This window comes from Gilliamella sp. CG35 (assembly GCF_046635745.1).
Lineage (GTDB): Bacteria > Pseudomonadota > Gammaproteobacteria > Enterobacterales > Orbaceae > Gilliamella > Gilliamella apicola_I.
In genome coordinates, this window is sequence record NZ_JBIDFH010000008.1 from 1 (window position 1) to 18,318 (window position 18,318).

An 18,318-nucleotide genomic window follows, 5' to 3' on the forward strand; every position below is an offset into this window, starting at 1 on the left:
TTTATTGATAATAGAGGGAATAGCGGAAGGAAACCTTTTTACAATAGTTCATTTTGCTATGGCCCTAAAAAAATAGTGAAAGTAAAAGATATAACAGAAAAAACGTATGAAAGTGGGTTATATCGAAAAAATCAGACAAATGTGTATGTAAAAATTGATTATCAGGTATTAGATACGCCTGATTGGGCATTAAATGGTCAAGAAAAGATTGATAATGTATATGGTGAAGATTCCGTTTATCTACCCAATAAAACATACCCTGATACGATAACTTTTATCAAAGGCGATGATGGTGAATTATATCATGAACCCTTAGCTTATTATTTGATGAAACCAAGAAGCACGGAATGAAAACATTAACTAAATTCACCTTACTGACATTAATCACCTGTTCACTGTTAGGTTGCTACAACAAAGAAAAACTAAGGGAGCATATTCAAAAAGAATATGATGAATCACGAGCCACAAATAAAGCTAAAGGCGACTTTTGCTATTTTCTTGGTTCAGTAAAACTACCGTATACGGATGAACCAGTATTAGAAAGTGACAGTCAATGGGCGAGTTGGAATAAAGGTAAATTAGCGAAAACCTTACCACTGTTTGCAGAATTAGGCTTATTAAGCCAAACGCCAGTAGAAGGGCAATCAGGCATTTATCGCTATGATTTAACCGATTTGGGGCGTGAATATTGGCATCAATTTATTGATAATAGATGGAAGAAACCTTTTTACAATAGTTCATTTTGCTATGGCCCTAAAAAAATAGTAAAAGTAAAAGATATAACAGAAAAAACGTATGAAAAAGGTCGTTTTACAGGAAGAAAGGAAACACAAGTTAATGTAAAAATCGATTATCAGGTATTGGATACCCCTGATTGGGTGTTGAATAATCAAGATAAGCTTAATGCCTTATATACAGTAAAAGTCAAATTGCCAGGAAAAAATTATCCAGAAACTGTTACCTTTATAAAAGGCGATGACGGTGAGTTATATCATGAACCCTTAGCCTATTTATTGATGAAACCAAGAAGCACGGAATGAAAACATTAACTAAATTCACCTTTTAACCAGTATTAGAAAATGTAATTCAATGGACTATTTGTTTTGGTTATCGGGATATCAATACTGGTCAAAACACACCCCAGACAAAATGATCCGATTTAATAGTTGCAAATTTTGGTTAATAGAGTGTGATACAAATTGCTCTAACAATCTACTAATTAAAAATTAAACCTTATAAGTATGAGATGTAAGAAATAGTTAGTAAATTTATTCCTTTCTTTTAGCTCGAATTTTTGAACTAGAAATTAAAATGGAACAAAATTGAATAACATCACTAACTGAGCGTAGCGAATACACAGCCCTTCCATATCGACCATCACCATTTTCATCAACAGATTCCCATGGATGTGCCTGTAAGTATCCTGTGCTATTTTCTCTAATTTCAAATGCAACAGTATGCCAACCATCTAAGTATAATTGGGTTTTTGTATTAACCTCCTTAACGTTATAATTTTGCTCTTCAGCAACCATGTTTATAATTTTTTTTAAGTCTGAATTTTTAACCATCATTATCTCCTTAATTGTATAATCTTGACATTATAATTGGTTATCGTTTATAAATAAATACTAAATTTTACAAAAAGTTAGATTTGTTTATAATTTTGTTTTAGATAAGTTGATCGATGATATTTGCGTCTTATTTTATTAACTACAATATCAGCTAATGCTGCTTCAATAGCATTAGGATCAAATTCTTCTTCCATCTTTTAATGCAGATATGGCGACCTTCTCAAAAGTATTCTATTGTTCATTCTAATGAATGACGTTGTTCAAATTTTTATAGGTTTGAGGATTATTACCTTTAGATAATAACTTCTTTTGTAATGCGTTTTATACGATCTTGAGCTAAATTTAATTCGGGAAAACTAACAAAAGCTCGTTTTTTCTGAAACGAGCCATTAACAGTTAATCTTTCAGATCTTTGTACCAGTAGGTTTAATGAGCAGAAGATAATCTTATGCCAACTTGTTAGGCATGTGCTTTCTCTTGTGGTTTGACTGTTTTGATTTTAGTATCCGAGAGAAGAGGAGAGTACAATATTTAATTATACATTTGTGTAATATCAATTATATAACTAAAACGCTTGATTAATATAAAATCATAAAGATATTACCACTTTTCTTTTGTTGATTGAATATCAATAAATGATGCATTGATGAGCTGGTGAACGTTGAACTATTTCATAGTTATCTGGTTAATGAAATTAGATATAGTTTCATTTTATCGTAGTCCAATTTAGGGGGATCATTGGATTGATATTCATAATATCTTTATTTTTATAAATAATGCAAAAAAATACGGAATCGTTTATTCTATGAAAAGTGATGTAATTGATTAGGAAGTAATAATGCAAATTTTCGCAAATAAAAGCCATAAATTGACTATCTTAAAAGAAAAGCCGTTCAAACTAGAAAAAGAGATCCAGTCATTATTTGAACATAATTTAGATATTATTGGTAATTTAACCTTTGTAAAATCTGAATTCAAAATCAAAGATTACCGCATTGATACCTTGGCTTATGATACCGAAGCAAATGCATTTGTCATTATTGAATATAAACGTGAACGTAATTTTAGTGTTATCGATCAGGGTGTAACCTACTTAAATCTTATGCTGGATTATCAAGCTGATTTTATTGTCGAGTATAATGAATCTTGCCAAGCAAATTTAAAACGTCATCAAATTGATTGGTCGCAAAGTAAAATTATTTTTGTTTCTCCTGCGTTTACTGACTATCAAAAACAGTCGACTAACTTTAAAGATTTAGCCATAGAACTATGGGAAATTAAACGGTTTGATAATGACTTAATTTCGATTAACCCTATTAAACGTTCTAAATCAGCACCAAGTATTAAACAAGTGCAACATACGAAAGATTCGGCATTAGATAAAGTAACCAAAGAGTTAGTTGTATATGATGAAGACTACCATTTGAATGATAAATCAGATGACGTTCTAGAGCTTTATGAAAGCTTTAAGAATGCTATTTTAGCGTTATCGACAGATCTAGAAATCTCACCTAAAAAACTTTATATTGCATTTAAACAAGGTAAAAATAATATTGTCTCTATACATTTACAAAATAAATCATTAAAAATTTGGATTAATGCTAAAAAAGGCAATCTTGACGATCCTAAAAAATTAACAAAAGACGTTTCTAATGTTGGTCATTGGGCGACGGGTGATTATGAATTAACTGTGTCTGATACTAAAAATTTAGAATATATTATGAGTTTGGTGAAGCAGGTGTTGTAAGTATTTTGCTTGAAGTACAAAATACCTAATAATACGTTTAAACCAGCCAAAACTATCTTGAATAATTTTTTATTGATGACCAGAATTAATCACTGGCTGCACGCTTCAATTCTTATTAATGCTAATATTAAACTCAGCAGATAAATTCAAGTCTGCTGAGCTTTTTACATTGCAAAAATAGTTTAGCACCAATTTCCATCTTCTTGCATTAACTCACTGTATGAGTTGATATAATCAATCGCTGTTGCTTCATTTTGTTCAATCGCTATTTCTACCGCTTTTTTAGCAACCTCTAAAAGTTGTTCGGATTGTTTTTTGAGTTTAAACGATTGTAGAACTAGATCAGATATCTTTTTCTGACTATCTAATGGTAATTTAGGAATAATAACCTCTTCAATTTCGGATGGTTTCCAATGCTGAATAATAGATCCACCCGCATCTCGTTCAGCTTGCAATTGAACAATTGGTGAATTCAAAACTAAAGTTAAATAATCAGGTAAGAACTCATCATCTATTATATTTAAATGCAATAATGCCCCTGAAGTAATAATTTTCATATCTTCTTCAACTTTATAAGCAATGCCGACACTACCATCTTTTGAAAGTAGTATAGTATCTTTATTAGGATAAAGAGTTATATTGCCATATTTATTAGCATCCAAATGGATTTCAGGTTTTGTTAATCCAAATTTTGAGAGATTAGAAACTCTAACAAATGGAATACCTGTATCCTGATAAGCATCACTTCCGGGTTCAATTGATTTTTTTATGTTAACAATTTCCCCTAGTTTTTTGCTTTCCAATTTTGATAGATGAAAAAAGAGTTGATCATACTTAGGTTGATAATATTCTGCGTCAAGGCGACCTGTGATTTGAAAACTTTCCTTAAATGATTTCAAATTGATATTAATTAATAAACTGCTCTCTAAAGCATTTGATTTTTTTAATAATAAATTTTCAGCGCTCAAGTATAATTCTTGAGTTTTTTTAAAAAAATACAACGCTTTCTCTATAATATTTTTTATTTTAACTTGAAAATATTCTGATGGTATAAAAATTTTAACTTTACGTAATAGGGATAAATTTAGCCACGGTTGAACGTTTCCAGTAGATGCTCTTTTAAATTGCATAATTCCATATTTTGTATTTAAAAAAGTCACTAAGTAAAAAGAATCTACTTTTTTCTTATCTTTGATTTTTATATTTACAACATTTTGATTTGAATTACAATTTATCCAATCATCGGTAATAATGGATGCACCTCCGACTTTACCTGTTCTAGCTGTTAAAATATCACCATATTCTGTAATAGTTTTCTGTAAATTGTTATGTGCATAATCTGAAATATATTCAATTTTACCATTAATAAAAAAATTACCTACATTTTCTGAACGTATATATTTAATATTTTTATAACAATCCTTATGCAAATATCCATGAATATCTTTAAATGCTCCATTGGAATGTAATTCATAGGTATCTGATATAATTGATAACTCAGGCCATTTTTTTGAAAGGCTTAAAATATTTGTGAATTCCTTCAAGAAAAAATCAGCATCTATTCGGAAGTCCACCATACTCAAAATTGTATTTAAGCTTACTTCACTGATTTCCTGCCCTTCCAACAAAGCTTCATACTTCGCTTTATCAAAAGGGCTATTTAAAAAAAACTTAACTTCTCTTTTTTTGCAAATTCAATAAAGGCTTCCGCAATACCATCTTGAGTTAAACCTTCATGGTTAAATAAATCATGTTTAACAATCAGATGACCATGACTATCTAATAGGTACTGTTCCATATCGATACTATCATCATTATAACTATCGACTGGTTCGGCAGATTGTTGTTCATGCCGCATTTTTTGTGCTGATTCTGGATAATCCTGTTTTTTGACATATATTTTTTCACCGCTATTATCTTTGCTTGGCTCTTGCATAGTAGCAAAGAAGATAGGGTAGTCATCGACACGAGGGCAAAGTGGACCAAGATTTGGATCATCATTCCATTTTTGTAGTAATAATACGCTGGTTTTAGTGCCTGTATGTGGTTTAAAAACATTTCCATGCAAACCTACAACACCTAAGATTCGGCAACGGTCAGCAATATATTCTCGAATATATTTATCTGAACTGTTGTTAAAACGGCCTTGTGGTAAGACAACCGCCATACGCCCACCTGGTTTTAAGAAGTCTAAGTTACGCTCAATAAATAAAATATCGCGTCCAACCTTTGCCTGCTGTTTACCTTTAGAATTTTTACTAAGTTCATACTTAGCTAGTAAACGACTCTCTTTGATTTCACCAGCAAAAGGCGGGTTTGCCATAATAATGTCAAAGTTAAAATCTCGGCAATCAAATTTTGTTTCACCATTTACATTATAAGATTTGGGATTGACTAATAATTTACGAATATTTTTCCAACCTGTGCCGTAAATATCTGTCCATTCAATATTATTGTAATAATCATTCCAACGGTCATAATCTAAGGTATTTAGATGCATAACATTGGTTTGACCATCACCAGCAATAAGGTTTAAAGTTCTGGCTACACGTACAGCGCGCTCGTCAAAGTCAATGGCAAATACTTTAGAACTCACATAATCTTCCTGTTCAGTAAGTTTTTTCTCAGCTGTAAATAGATGACTAATTGGCAGTCCTCTCTCTTTTAACTGCTGTTTCCATACATGAAAGATAGTATGTACAGGGAAACCACAACTACCCGCAGCAGTATCAATCATGTATTCGTGTGCTTGTGGATTAAGCATTTTAACACACATATCAATCACATAACGAGGTGTAAAATATTGTCCTTTATCCCCTTTGCTGCTTTTATTGATTAAGTATTCAAAAGCCTCATCTACCACATCTAAATTAGAGTTAAATAATTTGATTCCTTGTAAGGAAGATACACATACTTCTAAATGTGATGATGTTAACGTGATTTTAGTTCTATTATCAAAAACTCCCTCCCAATGCTGTTTAGCTTCGTCAAATAAGCGTTGTATCTTTTCTTTAAGCTCAGCACCTGTTTCACCGTAATTACGAAATTCAAGGTTTCTTGATGGATTTCGGGTACTGGATAATTCATCAAATAGTTTGGTAAAAATCAGTTGAAAAAGCTCTTCAAAAACATCAACACCAGCATTAGCCAGCACTTCATCTTCCATCTCTAAAATAAGGTCTTTTAAAGATTTACGCTCTTTAATTAATTTATCATTATCAACTAAAGTTTGAATGGTCCAACGTTCGGTTAAAATATCGGTTAGTTTTTGCGTTGATTTTGGTATTGATGGAATATCAATAAAATAGTTAGGATCTCTTCTGTTGTAATATGAGATGGATTCGCCATTTGTCCATACTCCAATAGGCGCTCCTGTAGCATTACAGTAAGATTTTAGTTGTTCTTTACCATCTTTTAATTTAGGTTTTTTGAGCTCAATAATGATATAAGGAACCGTAAGTTGTTGTGCATCAAACACGACAATATCGGCACGTTTTTTCTCTCGCCCAAAAGAAACAGATTCCTCTACTGCTATACGGCTATTTGAATACTGGTAATCATCGATTAATACCATTAAATATAATTGGCGAACAACCTCTTCTGGTGTCAATTTAATTTGTTTTTTACGAATTAGACATTCAATATAGGCAATATCACTGCCTTTTTTATCTTGTTTGAAAACAATGCTTTGTTCTAATTTGGTAATTTTTTCATCTTTAAATTGGTTTAGTTTATAGTCTGAATCACGAAGAATGTTAGCTAATATCATATAATACTCTGTATGAATAATGGTACATTAATGCATAATAGTCCATATTTTACTATATTTTGTTATCCTGATGAATGTAATTAGTAGTTATATACTGTAAAAATAGTATTGCTATACATTAATTAATTTACAATTTAAATGCATCATTATTAGAGAATATTGCTCATAACTTATTAAATAAATTAGCTGAGTTATCTTAAATAAACCCTAACCCCGTAATCTACTCATGCCCAAGTTCTCTGCTAGCGTAGCCAATTGTTTTCTAATCTGCTACTCAGGCATTAGCTTTTTACTAGTTAATTCTTGGTTCTCGGTGATTCCCAACCAGTAAGCGTTTTTTATCGTGTAAAGTGAAAAGAGTGCCGTGAACCGTGCATTTTATTGAACCAGACTTTTTAGTATTGTCCATAATAGATATTAGATGGTTCTATTCACATTCTTTACTTCGCAATACCCGAATTTTCTTTCTATAACGAGAGGGCCAAATCCGTTTAGCCTCTACACCTAATGTATTGGTAATAATCAGCTCGCCTTTTGTCCATGGACGTACAAGTGCGTTGGCCAGTGTTGAAGGTGCATAGCCTGATTGTCTAGATAATGCAGATAGCGTTGTTCCTTTCTTTTTCAATACAGCAATAATATCGGCAGGATGCCAGTCTTTTTTGCTATTCATAACACCTCCTAAAGTCATCAATTACATGATTTATTAAAGTATTCCATTACGAAATTCAAATCGAAGAAGAGGATAATTATTAATCAAAACTATATAAGATGAGTAGCAATAATCATGATTGGTAAGCGATTAAAAATAGCTAGAATTAATGCAGATCTAACACAAACTGAACTTGGAGTGAAAGCAGGATTAGAGGAAGAATCAGCAAGTTCCCGCATTAGTTCTTATGAAAATGAAGTTCATTCACCTGATTTTACTCTTGTAAAACATCTCGCAAAAGTTCTTGATGTGCCTAGCGCTTATTTTTATGCTAAAGATGATGAATTAGCTGAAAATGATATTTGAAATATAAAAAAATAATAGGATACTTCCTATGAAAACGTTATAGTTTCTATTTGAAGGTTTAATTAACTGATAGGAACAATCACTTTAATAGAATAATTATTTTTTTAATTGTTTAATTTTCTTAATTAACTATCAGGCAACAGCGTTGCTGTTCTTCTTGAATATTTCTTTATGGCATACCAAACAATTCTTATACAAAAATATAATTTATATCAGATATGATGATTTGGTTTGAAAATAAAAAATCGAATATTTTATTCAGTCATATCCTTTTTTTTGATTTCTTCAATTTTATTTTTTAATTTAGTGCAATTTTTAACCATCTTTTTAATATCTTCAGTAGTGAAGCCAATAACATGTAAAAAGTGAAACTGGAATATAACTTCCATTTTTAAACATAGAATCCAAAGATCTCGTCCCGTAACTAATTTATCTTTTAAATTTTCATCATAATGAGTTAAATAATTTCTAGTATTTACAATTTGTCTCAAAAGTTTATTTCTTTCACTATTTGTTCCCAGAAAACATTTAAATGGTTCAATAAGCATTTTCAACCTTTTACTCAGGGTAATTTCATTTCCATGCATTAGTCTGCCTTTAAGCCATTCTAAATGTTCTTCGGGACATGCACCAAGAATTTTAGATACTAATGATTCATAAACTTCTTTCTTCATTAATTTCTCATCACTAGTTCTTTGGTGATATGTTTCTAAACCCTGTACTAAAGCTAGAAACCTTCCATCAAGATATTTTTGATCTCCTCTTTGAGTTGAAAAGTATAAACTAAATGCGGGAGATAAATACTCATAAGCATTTAACCAATTGTTGAATATTTGCTGAGCATTATTTCTTATAATTTTGAAATTGAATAACATTTCAAAAGAATGACGTTTAGGTACAGTTTCTACAAATGGTATGGCTTGATAGAATAATTTAATTTCAGTTGGGTATTCGTCTTCACCTAATTTATCTAGTTTTTTAGATGATGTTGCTGAAACATTTTTTATACTCACAACTGTGTCCATAGCAAAGCACATAAGGTTGGTTATCTTATTGGCAATAGCTATAAAATCATTTAATTTACGTAACTCTTCAGATTTTAATTTAAAATAAGCCTTTTGAGTAATCTTTGCCTCTTTTATATGAGGGAAACTAGGAGATGTGTAATGAAAATTAATTTCAATTTCCATCCCATTATCAAGTACAAAATTTATTTTTTCAGGTCTGTTATAAGAAATACTTACTGATCTATTTTTCCAATCACGCTCTACATGAATACCACTTATTTCAACCCATTCATCTAAGCAATCAACAGAAAAAGAAAATGTATTAAAAGTAACGATTTCATCGGCTCCCCATTCAGCCCCACTCAAAACTGTATTAGCCAAAATTTTTGATTTAGTTATGTTTCCAAATCCAAAATTTTTCTTAAGATAAATGCAATTTTCCAGTGTTACTAATCCATCGCCTTCGACAAATCCAATTATTCTTTTTAGACGATTATTTTCATGTTCACAAATAAATTCAATTTCTTTATCTTCATCAAAGTTACCCATGATTTCTAATTCTGCCCGTCCACCATCATAAATGGAGAGAACCCCAGCTATTGAATTCTGTTGATTTTCAGGTAACCAAAAATAACCAAATTTTATATATTTCTCTTCAAGTCTCATAAACTGTTCTTTTCAAATTTAATGGTTATAGAGTCTAAATATATCGTTACTTTTGATCACCAATACTGATCAATAGACGTCCATTGGACTTTGCAACCAATTAGATTTATTCTATTATTTATTTAATTATATCAGATAATTATTTATCTCTCATTTCCAAAAAATTTTTCATGACTTAAAAGAGCTTTTTTAAATTATCAATAATTTTAATTAAAACACAGAGGTATTTTATGAGATTTTTTGAACATCTATTTACGTCATTCGATGGGACAATTGATAAAATTGTGATTCCAACAGATTACTATATGTTGTTCCAACGAATCTTTTCTACTTGATTAACTATTAGCTGCGGATAACGTTAAATTGTTATATCTGTTTCCTTATTTATATAACATTGTTTATAACCTAATTGCCAAACTTTGTTATCACTTCGACTTACAAATAAAAAGATTTCCTTACCATTCATCTTATTATTTTATGGCGGTGGTATTTATATTAGTTAAGTTGAATGTACAAAAAACTTATCTTTCAAAGTTTATCATTAATTTTTAAAGTCATTTTTACTTCGATTGAAGTCTAGTAAGCTGGCGGGAGTTGAATTATTTTATAATTTATTGATTAATTAAAATAAAAATATTTTAATTTTTTTACGTGGTCCAATTTAGGAACCAATGGGGAAAGTAAACTGATTTTGTGAGGTTGACAAAATGTGATTTACACAAATTATGGTCTTGATCGTTCATAAAAAATCAAAAGAATCATTTCTTTTTTAAACCGTAAATTCTATATATTTTTCTCTTTTAGTCTGAATAAGACAATAACTTAATACGTGATACAGATGATAGATATTAATAAACCAGTCCAAATTTCTGATAAGTGGCGAAATTTTTTTAAAGCAACATCAAATAATTGCTGTATATTATTTACATTGTTTATAGTAAAACGTATAAATAGAATGTATTTTAATAATAAAGAGGAAAATTTACATGGATAATGAATGGTTATGTAGAAAAAGAAGTGATGATGAGCCATATCCCGCGAAATCATTTAATTCGGCAAAAATAAATGAGCCTGATGATCAATTCCACCGTGATAGAGCCAGAATAACACATTCTGCCTCTTTTCGCCGTCTGCAGTCCAAAACACAGATTATAAATCTTGGAGAAAGTGATTTTTATCGAACACGACTTACTCACTCTCTTGAAGTAGCCCAATTAGGTTCGAGTATATGCAATGCTTTAAGAGCTAAATATAAAAATGACTCCGAAATTTTAACATGGATCCCTGAAAATAGCTTAATTGAAGCAATTGGTTTAGGACACGATTTAGGTCACCCACCATTCGGACATGCTGGAGAAATTGCGTTAAATAGTTTTATGAAAGATCATGGCGGATTTGAAGGAAATGGTCAAACATTAAGAATAGCTGCCAAACTTGGTGAATATTCTCCTCATCATGGTTTAGATTTAACACGCAGAACACTTTTAGGTTTAGTAAAATATCCAGCTATCCATGATACTGTAGCTAATTATGATCTTGATGCAAAATGGTCAAAAAACAATATTGAAAGTTCAAAGCCACCTAAATGTATTCTTAACGATGAGAAGGAAGTTCTTGATTGGATTTTACAACCTTTCTCAGATGAAGATAAAAAATGCTTTATGAGTATAGTGGTGGAAAATAACAATATAAAAATTAAAAAACACCATAAAACCCAATATAAATAGCTAGATTGCTCAATCATGGAACTCGCTGATGACATTGCATATGGAGTACATGATCTAGAAGATGCCTTAGCATTAGGCTTAATTACCTCTACAGACTGGGAAAAAGATTTATTATCTTTTAAAGATAAATTTCCTACTTCTCCATTAATTGAAGAAAAAGATACCTATATTCAACGACTATTTTCAAGTTCAGGTAAAGATAGAAAACATGCTATAAGTAAGCTAATTGGCTATTTTGTGCGTTCTATTTCTATTGAAAAAAGAGCCTTTTTTCAACATCAATTACTTTCTTTTAATGCTGTGATGGAAACTGAAGCAGCTAAATGCCTTAAAGCATTAAAAGACTTAATTATAAAGTACGTTATAAAACGCAACCAAGTTCAACTCTTAGAATTTAAAGGACAAAATATTGTTTTAAATTTATTCGAAGTTTTTAGTGAAAATCCAAATAAGCTACTACCCAAAAATAAGCTTGAAGAATATACACTCGCTAATGATGAACATAAAAAAAGGGTGATTTGTGACTATATTGCAGGCATGACTGATATATATGCGACAAAACAGTACTGTCGTTTATTTATGCCTAATATGGGATCTATTTTTGATCATATTTAAAACTTATCTAAGTGAATGTTTAATTATAGTAAGTATATTTATCAAGTAAAATAATTCTATGACAAAGGAAAGTTAATCAAAAATAATAAAACATATTTACAGCTCAATGCTTTTTTAGTAAAAGCAGAGTATAAGAAATTATATTTTATTGACTTTTTAAAGACAGTGTCTCTTCCACCTTAGGAGTCTATATATGTCGAGATATGTTTGCTCTGTTGCCGTATAACAATAGAGCGATAGTAAATATTCACATATTATTCATTTTGCTACTGAGTATAATGAGATGTACGTTATGCCAGATGATTGGCTAGAAGAGTTAGAAAACTTATTATCTCAGTTATGCTGGAGTCATGTTAATGTGATTGAAACTTATTCAGGTGATCGTTTTGTATGGCTAGCTGATAAATTTTATTTAGAACAAATAGTTGCCACCACAAAATGGCATCGAATTGCCTATGATTTTTATCACGAATTAAAGGAAATTGAGTTGTAATCAACTACTATCTATAATCGGCAGTTTTGCCAAATAAGACAAAATGCTAATATGTTAATTAAAATAGAAAGTTTTTATGGTGATTCATTACTCTTTGGCAAAGTCTCATTTGTTCATAAGAAATCTATAGCAACGAAATATTGCTTTTGATTGTTCCAGCATCATTTTTATTTACAGGGATATTTTAACTTTAAAGCTTGAATATAAATAGCTGCTACATTCAAATCTTCATATATTTCTTTTTGTGTATTAGTTAATCTTGAATAAAAATTTTTGAGTAATTCTAATTCGTCATCGGCTTTAATTAACTCAGTTGGTGGTCGACAATAAAGCTCATTCTGAAATTCTATTCTATATGCAGTTTTTATCATTGCAATGGAACGAATCATACCAGATAAATAACCAAAACCAAAAAAATATGCTTCCGTATTGCTTTCTTTTTGGTTTATTAAACCAATTAATTCATTATAAGAAAGATAGCCATTTTCTTTTATGGGAGAAAACCAGTCATATTGGTTAGCTGAAATATTTAAAGATGGCAATACTAACAATAGAATGGATAAGTATCTTTTTATCATGCTGTAAATTCCCTTAATAAAATAATTATTTTGTATATATAAAATTATAACATTTACCATTATACGATACCTTAATTTTTGTAAACATTTCGCTCTTACAAATCATTAATTCCTTGCGCTGTTTAAGATAATTAGAATGATTATAGATACGTCATTTTTCGTTTTTATCGTAATTAGCAAGGCGGGATTTGTTGGGGTTCAATACTTGTATTAAGGTAAGAGTTTTCATCTCAAAATTGTTTAGGGACTTCATTAATTTTCCTATCAATACTCCTTATATAGATCACAAAGAAATTGTTACACGAAATTTTGTAATATAGAATTGTGTCCTAAAAATGTACCAATTTGGGTTGGATTCACTTGCGTTAATCTGGATGGGTTACAAACAGCAAACCTTTAATTATTAATTTTTCAATTAATTAATTGTTTTAATAGACTGCTATGGAACAATAAGTGGTGGAGCTGGCGGGAGTTGAACCCGCGTCCGAAATTTCTACATCCTTGGTACTACATGCGTAGTTTGTCTTTAAATTTCGCCTACCTGCTGCGGACAAACACGCTACCGATAGACTAGCTTGATTAAGTTTAATGCTTCCGCCCCAAGCAAGGCTTCCACACGATCTCGTTTGGGTTTGACTCCTCTTGATCCCCGTCCTACGAGCGGAGGCTAGGGAGAGAAGGCTCTATGCAGGTTATTAAGCTGCTAGTGCGTAGTTTTCGTCGTTTGCGACTATTTTTTTGCGGTTTATTTACGAGGCCTACCGCACCTCGGCATGCACCTTGGGTTTCGCAAATCCCGTCGAATCCAGAATCAGCCCCAATTGTGATAAGTAACGTAATACAATATCGGGGCATTATAGGTGAAATCAAGCATGAATACAAGTTAGCTTAGTTTGGGTTAGGCAATCAAATGTTTGTTTTATGATAGTTTTGCTCTTATTAAAAGCGTTAAATAGTTTCATTTGTAAATGTGACTTTATAACTAGCGTTAGAGGGGATGGGTTACAAAGCTGACATGATTAATTAGTGGATGTTGAAAAAGTAAAAAATTTTACTTTTTTTGAAAAAAATTTAATTAAACAAATAAAAATAAATCAAATAATTAAAAATTATTTTAATAAAATTTCAAAAATATCTGAAATTAAATTGAACTTTTTGGGTTTTTGCTTGTCTATATTAACAGATTACGTTTTTTCATTTTTTGCCCTCCACTCGAATTTCGGGTGGATTTTTTTTATCTGTCATCTTTCTACTTCATATTTACCTATCATTATAATGACTTGAAATTGTTTGCACACAAAAGAGCATAGCGTTAGTATAAGTGCATATTCTTAAATAGCATTATTTTTAACAAAATCAAGTAAGCACTAGACATAATTTTTGTATTATTCCTAATATATTTATCAATGCCTTTGAAAAGTGAGTAAAAATTTACTCAGAAAGGGCTACATTGCTGTAAGATTGAGGTCTTTATGTTATTAACAAAAAGAACACAGGGGCATTTAATTGCATTAATGACTGTGTTTTTTTGGGGAACGACGTTTATTTCCACCAAAACATTATTAATTGAGTTTAAACCGATAGAGATTTTATTTTTTCGTTTTTTACTGGGTTATGTAACGCTCTGGATTTTATGCCCTCGTTTGTTAGTTTGGCAAGGAGTAAAACAAGAGTTCATGTTTTTATGTGCTGGATTATGTGGGATTACCTGTTATTTTTTATGTGAAAATATTGCATTAACCTATACTACTGCTTCAAATGTAGGAATTATCACAACATTAGCCCCCATATTTACTGCGCTATTAGCTATGTTTTTTCTCAAGGCTGAAACACCACCTAAGCGTTTTTACGTTGGTTGTTTATTTGCCTCGATTGGCGTTGGATTAATCTGCTTTAATGGCAAATATGTGCTTGCCATGAATCCGCTTGGTGATCTGCTCGCCATGCTAGCTTGTTTATTTTGGGCATGTTATTCGATTTTAACTAAAAAAAGTAGTCATCGAGGGTATAACACGATTTTATTAACCCGACGATTCTTTTTTTATGGTTTGTTGCTCATGCTTCCAGCACTTTATTTATTCGATTTTAAACTAAATTTAGCCCGATTTAGCAATACAACCAATCTGTTTAATATTCTGTTTTTAGGATTAGGGGCATCTGCAATTTGTTTTGTATCTTGGAATTATGCGGTGAAATTAGTGGGGGCTGTAAAGATTAGCATTTATCTCTATCTGGTCCCTGTGTTAACGATTATTGGTGCGGTAATTATATTGAATGAGCCGTTTACTTGGCTTGCTGCGTTTGGCACATTATTTACGCTCTGTGGTGTGTTATTATCCGAGCGAAAAGTTAAATTAAAAAGATAGTTTGATTTATATCATTCTATCAAATCAAAAAAGTAGAAAAAAATCGCCTCTTTTTTGTTAACTAAAATTTTAGGTCATCTTAGTTTATTCGCTTATCAATGGCATCAAGCATAATTTGACCTAAATGTTAATCATATCTCAAAATAGTGTCCCACATTAAGGAAGTGATAAATCGAATGAGTCAGGAATCAAAGAAAATGGTCGATCAACAAAAAATTATCAATAATGTTCAAACTTTTGTTAAACAAAAACTTGCTGACGATTTTTCTGGTCATGATATGGCGCATATTGAAAGAGTAGTTAAATTGGCAAAACAAATTTTAAAACATGAGCCAACAGCCAATTACTTTATCGTGATTTTAAGTGCCTATCTTCATGATGTTATCGATGAAAAAGTGGTATCAGATGTGAATCACGCCATGAGTGAGTTACACGATTTTTTAATTCAACAAACGATCAGTCAAAGCGAAATTAAACATATTTTTGACATTATTGAAAATATGTCATATCGAAAAAATCTTACTCAAAAAAAAGAATTGTCGTTAGAAGGGCAAATTGTACAAGATGCAGATCGATTAGATGCCATTGGTGCTATTGGTATCGCTCGGACGTTTTACTATGGGGGTAACAAGCACAATATTATGTATGATCCCACTATATTACCCAGAACATCATTAAATGAAGAAAACTATAAACAACCTAATACAGTAATAAACCATTTTTATGAAAAACTCTTTTTACTCAAAGATAGGATGAATACACAAATTGCTAAAAAAATCGCATTAAAACGTCACGCTATATTGGTTGAGTTTGTGAATCAATTCGAAAAAGATTGGGATGGTGATGAAGAAGAGATAATACTCTAAATTAATTGATAATATCGATATGATCGATATAATTGATCAATAATCTGAATAAAATAGAAGGGGTTATCATGACGATTTCGATCAACAGTAAAGTAATGCTTAGTCATCATGTAGCAATGCAGCAACTCGGTTTTGGCACTTATCAATTAACTGATTTTGATGAATTATCATGTGCAGTAAATGCGGCTATTAATGCGGGATATCGAGCGTTTGATACCGCTCAGCTTTACCAGAACGAAAAGCAACTCGGGCAAATTCTTAAAGATTGCCATGTCGCACGTGATAAATTGTTTATTACCACTAAAATCAATAATAGCAATCAAGGTTATGATAAAACATTAGCGGGTTTTAATCAGTCGCTAAAAGATTTACAGCTTGATTACCTCGATCTTTTTTTAGTTCACTGGCCATTAAGTGACACTTTTTTTGATACATGGAAGGCGTTCGAAAAACTGTATGAAGAAAAGCGTGTGCGGGCAATCGGCGTTTGTAATTTTCAAATCTCGCATTTAGAATTACTCTCAACCAAAGCAAATATTAAACCCATGCTTAATCAAATCGAGATTCATCCTTATTTAACTCAAATCGAATTAGTGGAATATTTACGACAACAAAAGATTGCTATTGAAGCTTGGTCACCGTTGGCTCGTAACAAAGTCATTAATGATCCGCTTCTTATTAAAATTGGTAATAAATATCAGAAATCAGCATCACAAGTGACATTACGCTGGCATATTCAAAATGGTTACATTGTGATCCCTAAATCAGCACATCCGGATCGAATTATGCAGAATGCTAATATTTTTGATTTCGAACTCACTTCAGATGAAATACAAGCGATTAATGGACTTAACCAAAATCAACGCGTAGGGCCGAATCCAGATAACGTTTATCAAAAAAATGGTTTTTGATGGTAAAAGATAAGATCTCTCTTATCGAGAGATCATGAATCAGTAAGGAATGGGCGCCCCAACTAAGGATAGAACAATCGGTAGGGTAATTAAACTGATTAAAGTACTGAAAAAAGTGGCACTTGATACAAGTTCAGGGTGCGTGTCAAATTGTACCGACATTAATGTCGTGTTTGCCGCACTTGGCATTGCCGCTAGTACTATTAGCACTTGCTTATATACCGGTGCAATAGGCATGAAGTAGACCATGGCACAAGCAACAATTGGCGATAGAATCATCCGAGTAAGGAGTGCAAAAGATAATTTAGGATAATCCAGTTGGGTGATTTTTATTTTTGCTAATTGCATACCTAATATAATCATAATCACCACGATGGATGCGTCACCAATCATCCCAATGGACGTCATAATCGATTTAGATAAGGGAATGTTACAAAGTTGAAAAAGGATACCTAAAAACGCTCCATACGCCACAGGCATTCGAATAACTTTGTTAATGACATCTTTTTGCGTAACGATATCATCTCGTGCGCTACCTTTTGCCGCATAATAGATACCAACAGTACTCATGACAAATTGTTGTAGCACCATCATAATTACGCCCAGATCAAATCCTATTGTGCCAAAAAAGACAAGCAATACGGGTGTGCCATAATTACCATTGTTCATAAAGCAAGCGCTTAAAATCATTGCACAGCGTTCTTTGCTGGAGTATTTCATCAAAATAGACCAAATCGAAATAATGATGACTAAAGCAAAACAGAGACCAAAAATATAGCAAATATAGAATAAGTATTCTGTTGTTAAGGTATGTGTATAAAATGTTTTAAATGCCAAAAAGGGTGAAAGCACATACAGTGACATTTTGGACAGGTTTGCCACATCAAAATGTAATTTTTTCTGCGCAATAAATCCCACCACGAAAATACAAAAAATAGGAAACAAAATAGTAAAAAATTGCATAGTTATTATCTTTAATTTATG

The 18,318-nt window shown here is 31.4% G+C and carries 16 protein-coding genes, 1 other RNA gene and 1 pseudogene; 10 read left to right on the forward strand and 8 right to left on the reverse strand.

Annotated elements, in window-relative coordinates; genetic code table 11:
• Together ACGH4F_RS04980 and ACGH4F_RS04985 are read left to right on the forward strand one after the other, a co-directional pair.
• A partial coding sequence (locus ACGH4F_RS04980; protein ID WP_411590253.1) for a hypothetical protein occupies window positions 1–351 on the forward strand: 351 nt, incomplete at its 5' end.
• Window positions 348–1,040 carry a hypothetical protein gene (locus ACGH4F_RS04985; RefSeq protein WP_411590255.1) on the forward strand — a complete coding sequence of 231 codons (693 nt, stop codon included), beginning with the start codon at window positions 348–350 and terminating at the stop codon, window positions 1,038–1,040. The genes ACGH4F_RS04980 and ACGH4F_RS04985, both read left to right, overlap by 4 nt.
• Window positions 1,041–1,268: 228 nt before the next feature.
• Here ACGH4F_RS04985 and ACGH4F_RS04990 read toward each other — a convergent pair whose 3' ends face one another.
• Window positions 1,269–1,571: a hypothetical protein gene (locus tag ACGH4F_RS04990; protein WP_411590256.1), complete on the reverse strand. Its 303-nt coding sequence runs from the start codon at window positions 1,569–1,571 to the stop codon at window positions 1,269–1,271.
• 838 nt (window positions 1,572–2,409) lie between these two features.
• Between ACGH4F_RS04990 and ACGH4F_RS04995 the strand changes: the two genes are divergently transcribed.
• Window positions 2,410–3,318, forward strand: coding sequence for a DUF5655 domain-containing protein (locus tag ACGH4F_RS04995; protein ID WP_411590258.1), 909 nt, complete (start codon window positions 2,410–2,412; stop codon window positions 3,316–3,318).
• A 182-nt stretch (window positions 3,319–3,500) separates the two neighbouring features.
• On the opposite strand, the gene ACGH4F_RS05000 is transcribed toward ACGH4F_RS04995, so the two are convergent.
• The 3 genes from ACGH4F_RS05000 to ACGH4F_RS05010 all read right to left on the reverse strand — a co-directional run bounded on the left by ACGH4F_RS05000 (window position 3,501) and on the right by ACGH4F_RS05010 (window position 7,760).
• A complete protein-coding gene (locus ACGH4F_RS05000; protein ID WP_411590260.1) occupies window positions 3,501–4,946 on the reverse strand; it encodes a restriction endonuclease subunit S in 1,446 nt (481 codons plus the stop codon).
• A 32-nt stretch (window positions 4,947–4,978) separates the two neighbouring features.
• Complete coding sequence (locus tag ACGH4F_RS05005) at window positions 4,979–7,087, reverse strand: N-6 DNA methylase (protein ID WP_411590261.1); 2,109 nt, start codon at window positions 7,085–7,087, stop codon at window positions 4,979–4,981.
• A gap of 427 nt (window positions 7,088–7,514) precedes the next feature.
• Entirely contained in the window at window positions 7,515–7,760 is a 246-nt protein-coding gene (locus ACGH4F_RS05010; RefSeq protein WP_411590263.1) for a helix-turn-helix domain-containing protein, read from the reverse strand.
• 114 nt (window positions 7,761–7,874) lie between these two features.
• Between ACGH4F_RS05010 and ACGH4F_RS05015 the strand changes: the two are divergent.
• Window positions 7,875–8,093, forward strand: a pseudogene (locus tag ACGH4F_RS05015) (helix-turn-helix domain-containing protein); the annotation flags it as partial.
• A 266-nt stretch (window positions 8,094–8,359) separates the two neighbouring features.
• Here ACGH4F_RS05015 and ACGH4F_RS05020 read toward each other — a convergent pair.
• Entirely contained in the window at window positions 8,360–9,778 is a 1,419-nt protein-coding gene (locus ACGH4F_RS05020) for a HEPN domain-containing protein (RefSeq protein WP_411590264.1), read from the reverse strand.
• Between the two features lie 986 nt (window positions 9,779–10,764).
• Between ACGH4F_RS05020 and dgt the strand changes: the two genes are divergently transcribed.
• The 3 genes from dgt to ACGH4F_RS05035 all read left to right on the forward strand — a co-directional run bounded on the left by dgt (window position 10,765) and on the right by ACGH4F_RS05035 (window position 12,613).
• Window positions 10,765–11,505 (forward strand): dGTP triphosphohydrolase, encoded by a 741-nt coding sequence (gene dgt, locus ACGH4F_RS05025; RefSeq protein ID WP_411590266.1) that lies wholly within the window; start codon window positions 10,765–10,767, stop codon window positions 11,503–11,505.
• A 15-nt stretch (window positions 11,506–11,520) separates the two neighbouring features.
• Entirely contained in the window at window positions 11,521–12,120 is a 600-nt protein-coding gene (locus tag ACGH4F_RS05030) for a hypothetical protein (RefSeq protein WP_411590267.1), read from the forward strand.
• Window positions 12,121–12,412: 292 nt separating this feature from the next.
• Window positions 12,413–12,613: a hypothetical protein gene (locus tag ACGH4F_RS05035; protein ID WP_411590269.1), complete on the forward strand. Its 201-nt coding sequence runs from the start codon at window positions 12,413–12,415 to the stop codon at window positions 12,611–12,613.
• A 167-nt stretch (window positions 12,614–12,780) separates the two neighbouring features.
• Here the strand turns inward: ACGH4F_RS05035 and ACGH4F_RS05040 are convergent, their stop codons facing one another.
• Together ACGH4F_RS05040 and ssrA are read right to left on the reverse strand one after the other, a co-directional pair.
• The gene (locus ACGH4F_RS05040; RefSeq protein WP_411590271.1) at window positions 12,781–13,251 is read right to left on the reverse strand and encodes a hypothetical protein; all 471 of its coding nucleotides are present in this window, start codon (window positions 13,249–13,251) and stop codon (window positions 12,781–12,783) included.
• A gap of 394 nt (window positions 13,252–13,645) precedes the next feature.
• Window positions 13,646–14,010: a transfer-messenger RNA gene (gene ssrA / locus ACGH4F_RS05045) on the reverse strand.
• 653 nt (window positions 14,011–14,663) lie between these two features.
• Here ssrA and ACGH4F_RS05050 point away from each other — a divergent pair.
• From ACGH4F_RS05050 to ACGH4F_RS05060, 3 genes are all read left to right on the forward strand, one after another.
• Window positions 14,664–15,557: a DMT family transporter gene (locus ACGH4F_RS05050; RefSeq protein ID WP_411590273.1), complete on the forward strand. Its 894-nt coding sequence runs from the start codon at window positions 14,664–14,666 to the stop codon at window positions 15,555–15,557.
• 176 nt (window positions 15,558–15,733) lie between these two features.
• On the forward strand, window positions 15,734–16,423 hold the full coding sequence (locus tag ACGH4F_RS05055) for an HD domain-containing protein (RefSeq protein WP_267359342.1): 690 nt from the start codon (window positions 15,734–15,736) through the stop codon (window positions 16,421–16,423).
• Window positions 16,424–16,491: 68 nt separating this feature from the next.
• On the forward strand, window positions 16,492–17,334 hold the full coding sequence (locus ACGH4F_RS05060; RefSeq protein WP_267359344.1) for an aldo/keto reductase: 843 nt from the start codon (window positions 16,492–16,494) through the stop codon (window positions 17,332–17,334).
• A gap of 39 nt (window positions 17,335–17,373) precedes the next feature.
• Here ACGH4F_RS05060 and ACGH4F_RS05065 read toward each other — a convergent pair whose 3' ends face one another.
• Entirely contained in the window at window positions 17,374–18,297 is a 924-nt protein-coding gene (locus tag ACGH4F_RS05065) for an AEC family transporter (protein ID WP_267349837.1), read from the reverse strand.
• Between the last annotated feature and the right edge of the window lie 21 nt (window positions 18,298–18,318).

Excerpts from the sequence above, each read along its gene's own strand:
- ACGH4F_RS04985 (WP_411590255.1), top strand. The coding sequence starts at position 348 with ATGAAAACATTAACTAAATTCACCTTACTGACATTAATCACCTGTTCA.
- ACGH4F_RS04990 (WP_411590256.1), bottom strand. The coding sequence starts at position 1,571 with ATGATGGTTAAAAATTCAGACTTAAAAAAAATTATAAACATGGTTGCT.
- ACGH4F_RS04995 (WP_411590258.1), top strand. The coding sequence starts at position 2,410 with ATGCAAATTTTCGCAAATAAAAGCCATAAATTGACTATCTTAAAAGAA.
- ACGH4F_RS05005 (WP_411590261.1), bottom strand. The coding sequence starts at position 7,087 with ATGATATTAGCTAACATTCTTCGTGATTCAGACTATAAACTAAACCAA.
- ACGH4F_RS05010 (WP_411590263.1), bottom strand. The coding sequence starts at position 7,760 with ATGAATAGCAAAAAAGACTGGCATCCTGCCGATATTATTGCTGTATTG.
- ACGH4F_RS05020 (WP_411590264.1), bottom strand. The coding sequence starts at position 9,778 with ATGAGACTTGAAGAGAAATATATAAAATTTGGTTATTTTTGGTTACCT.
- dgt (WP_411590266.1), top strand. The coding sequence starts at position 10,765 with ATGGATAATGAATGGTTATGTAGAAAAAGAAGTGATGATGAGCCATAT.
- ACGH4F_RS05030 (WP_411590267.1), top strand. The coding sequence starts at position 11,521 with ATGGAACTCGCTGATGACATTGCATATGGAGTACATGATCTAGAAGAT.
- ACGH4F_RS05035 (WP_411590269.1), top strand. The coding sequence starts at position 12,413 with ATGCCAGATGATTGGCTAGAAGAGTTAGAAAACTTATTATCTCAGTTA.
- ACGH4F_RS05040 (WP_411590271.1), bottom strand. The coding sequence starts at position 13,251 with ATGGTAAATGTTATAATTTTATATATACAAAATAATTATTTTATTAAG.
- ACGH4F_RS05050 (WP_411590273.1), top strand. The coding sequence starts at position 14,664 with ATGTTATTAACAAAAAGAACACAGGGGCATTTAATTGCATTAATGACT.
- ACGH4F_RS05055 (WP_267359342.1), top strand. The coding sequence starts at position 15,734 with ATGAGTCAGGAATCAAAGAAAATGGTCGATCAACAAAAAATTATCAAT.
- ACGH4F_RS05060 (WP_267359344.1), top strand. The coding sequence starts at position 16,492 with ATGACGATTTCGATCAACAGTAAAGTAATGCTTAGTCATCATGTAGCA.
- ACGH4F_RS05065 (WP_267349837.1), bottom strand. The coding sequence starts at position 18,297 with ATGCAATTTTTTACTATTTTGTTTCCTATTTTTTGTATTTTCGTGGTG.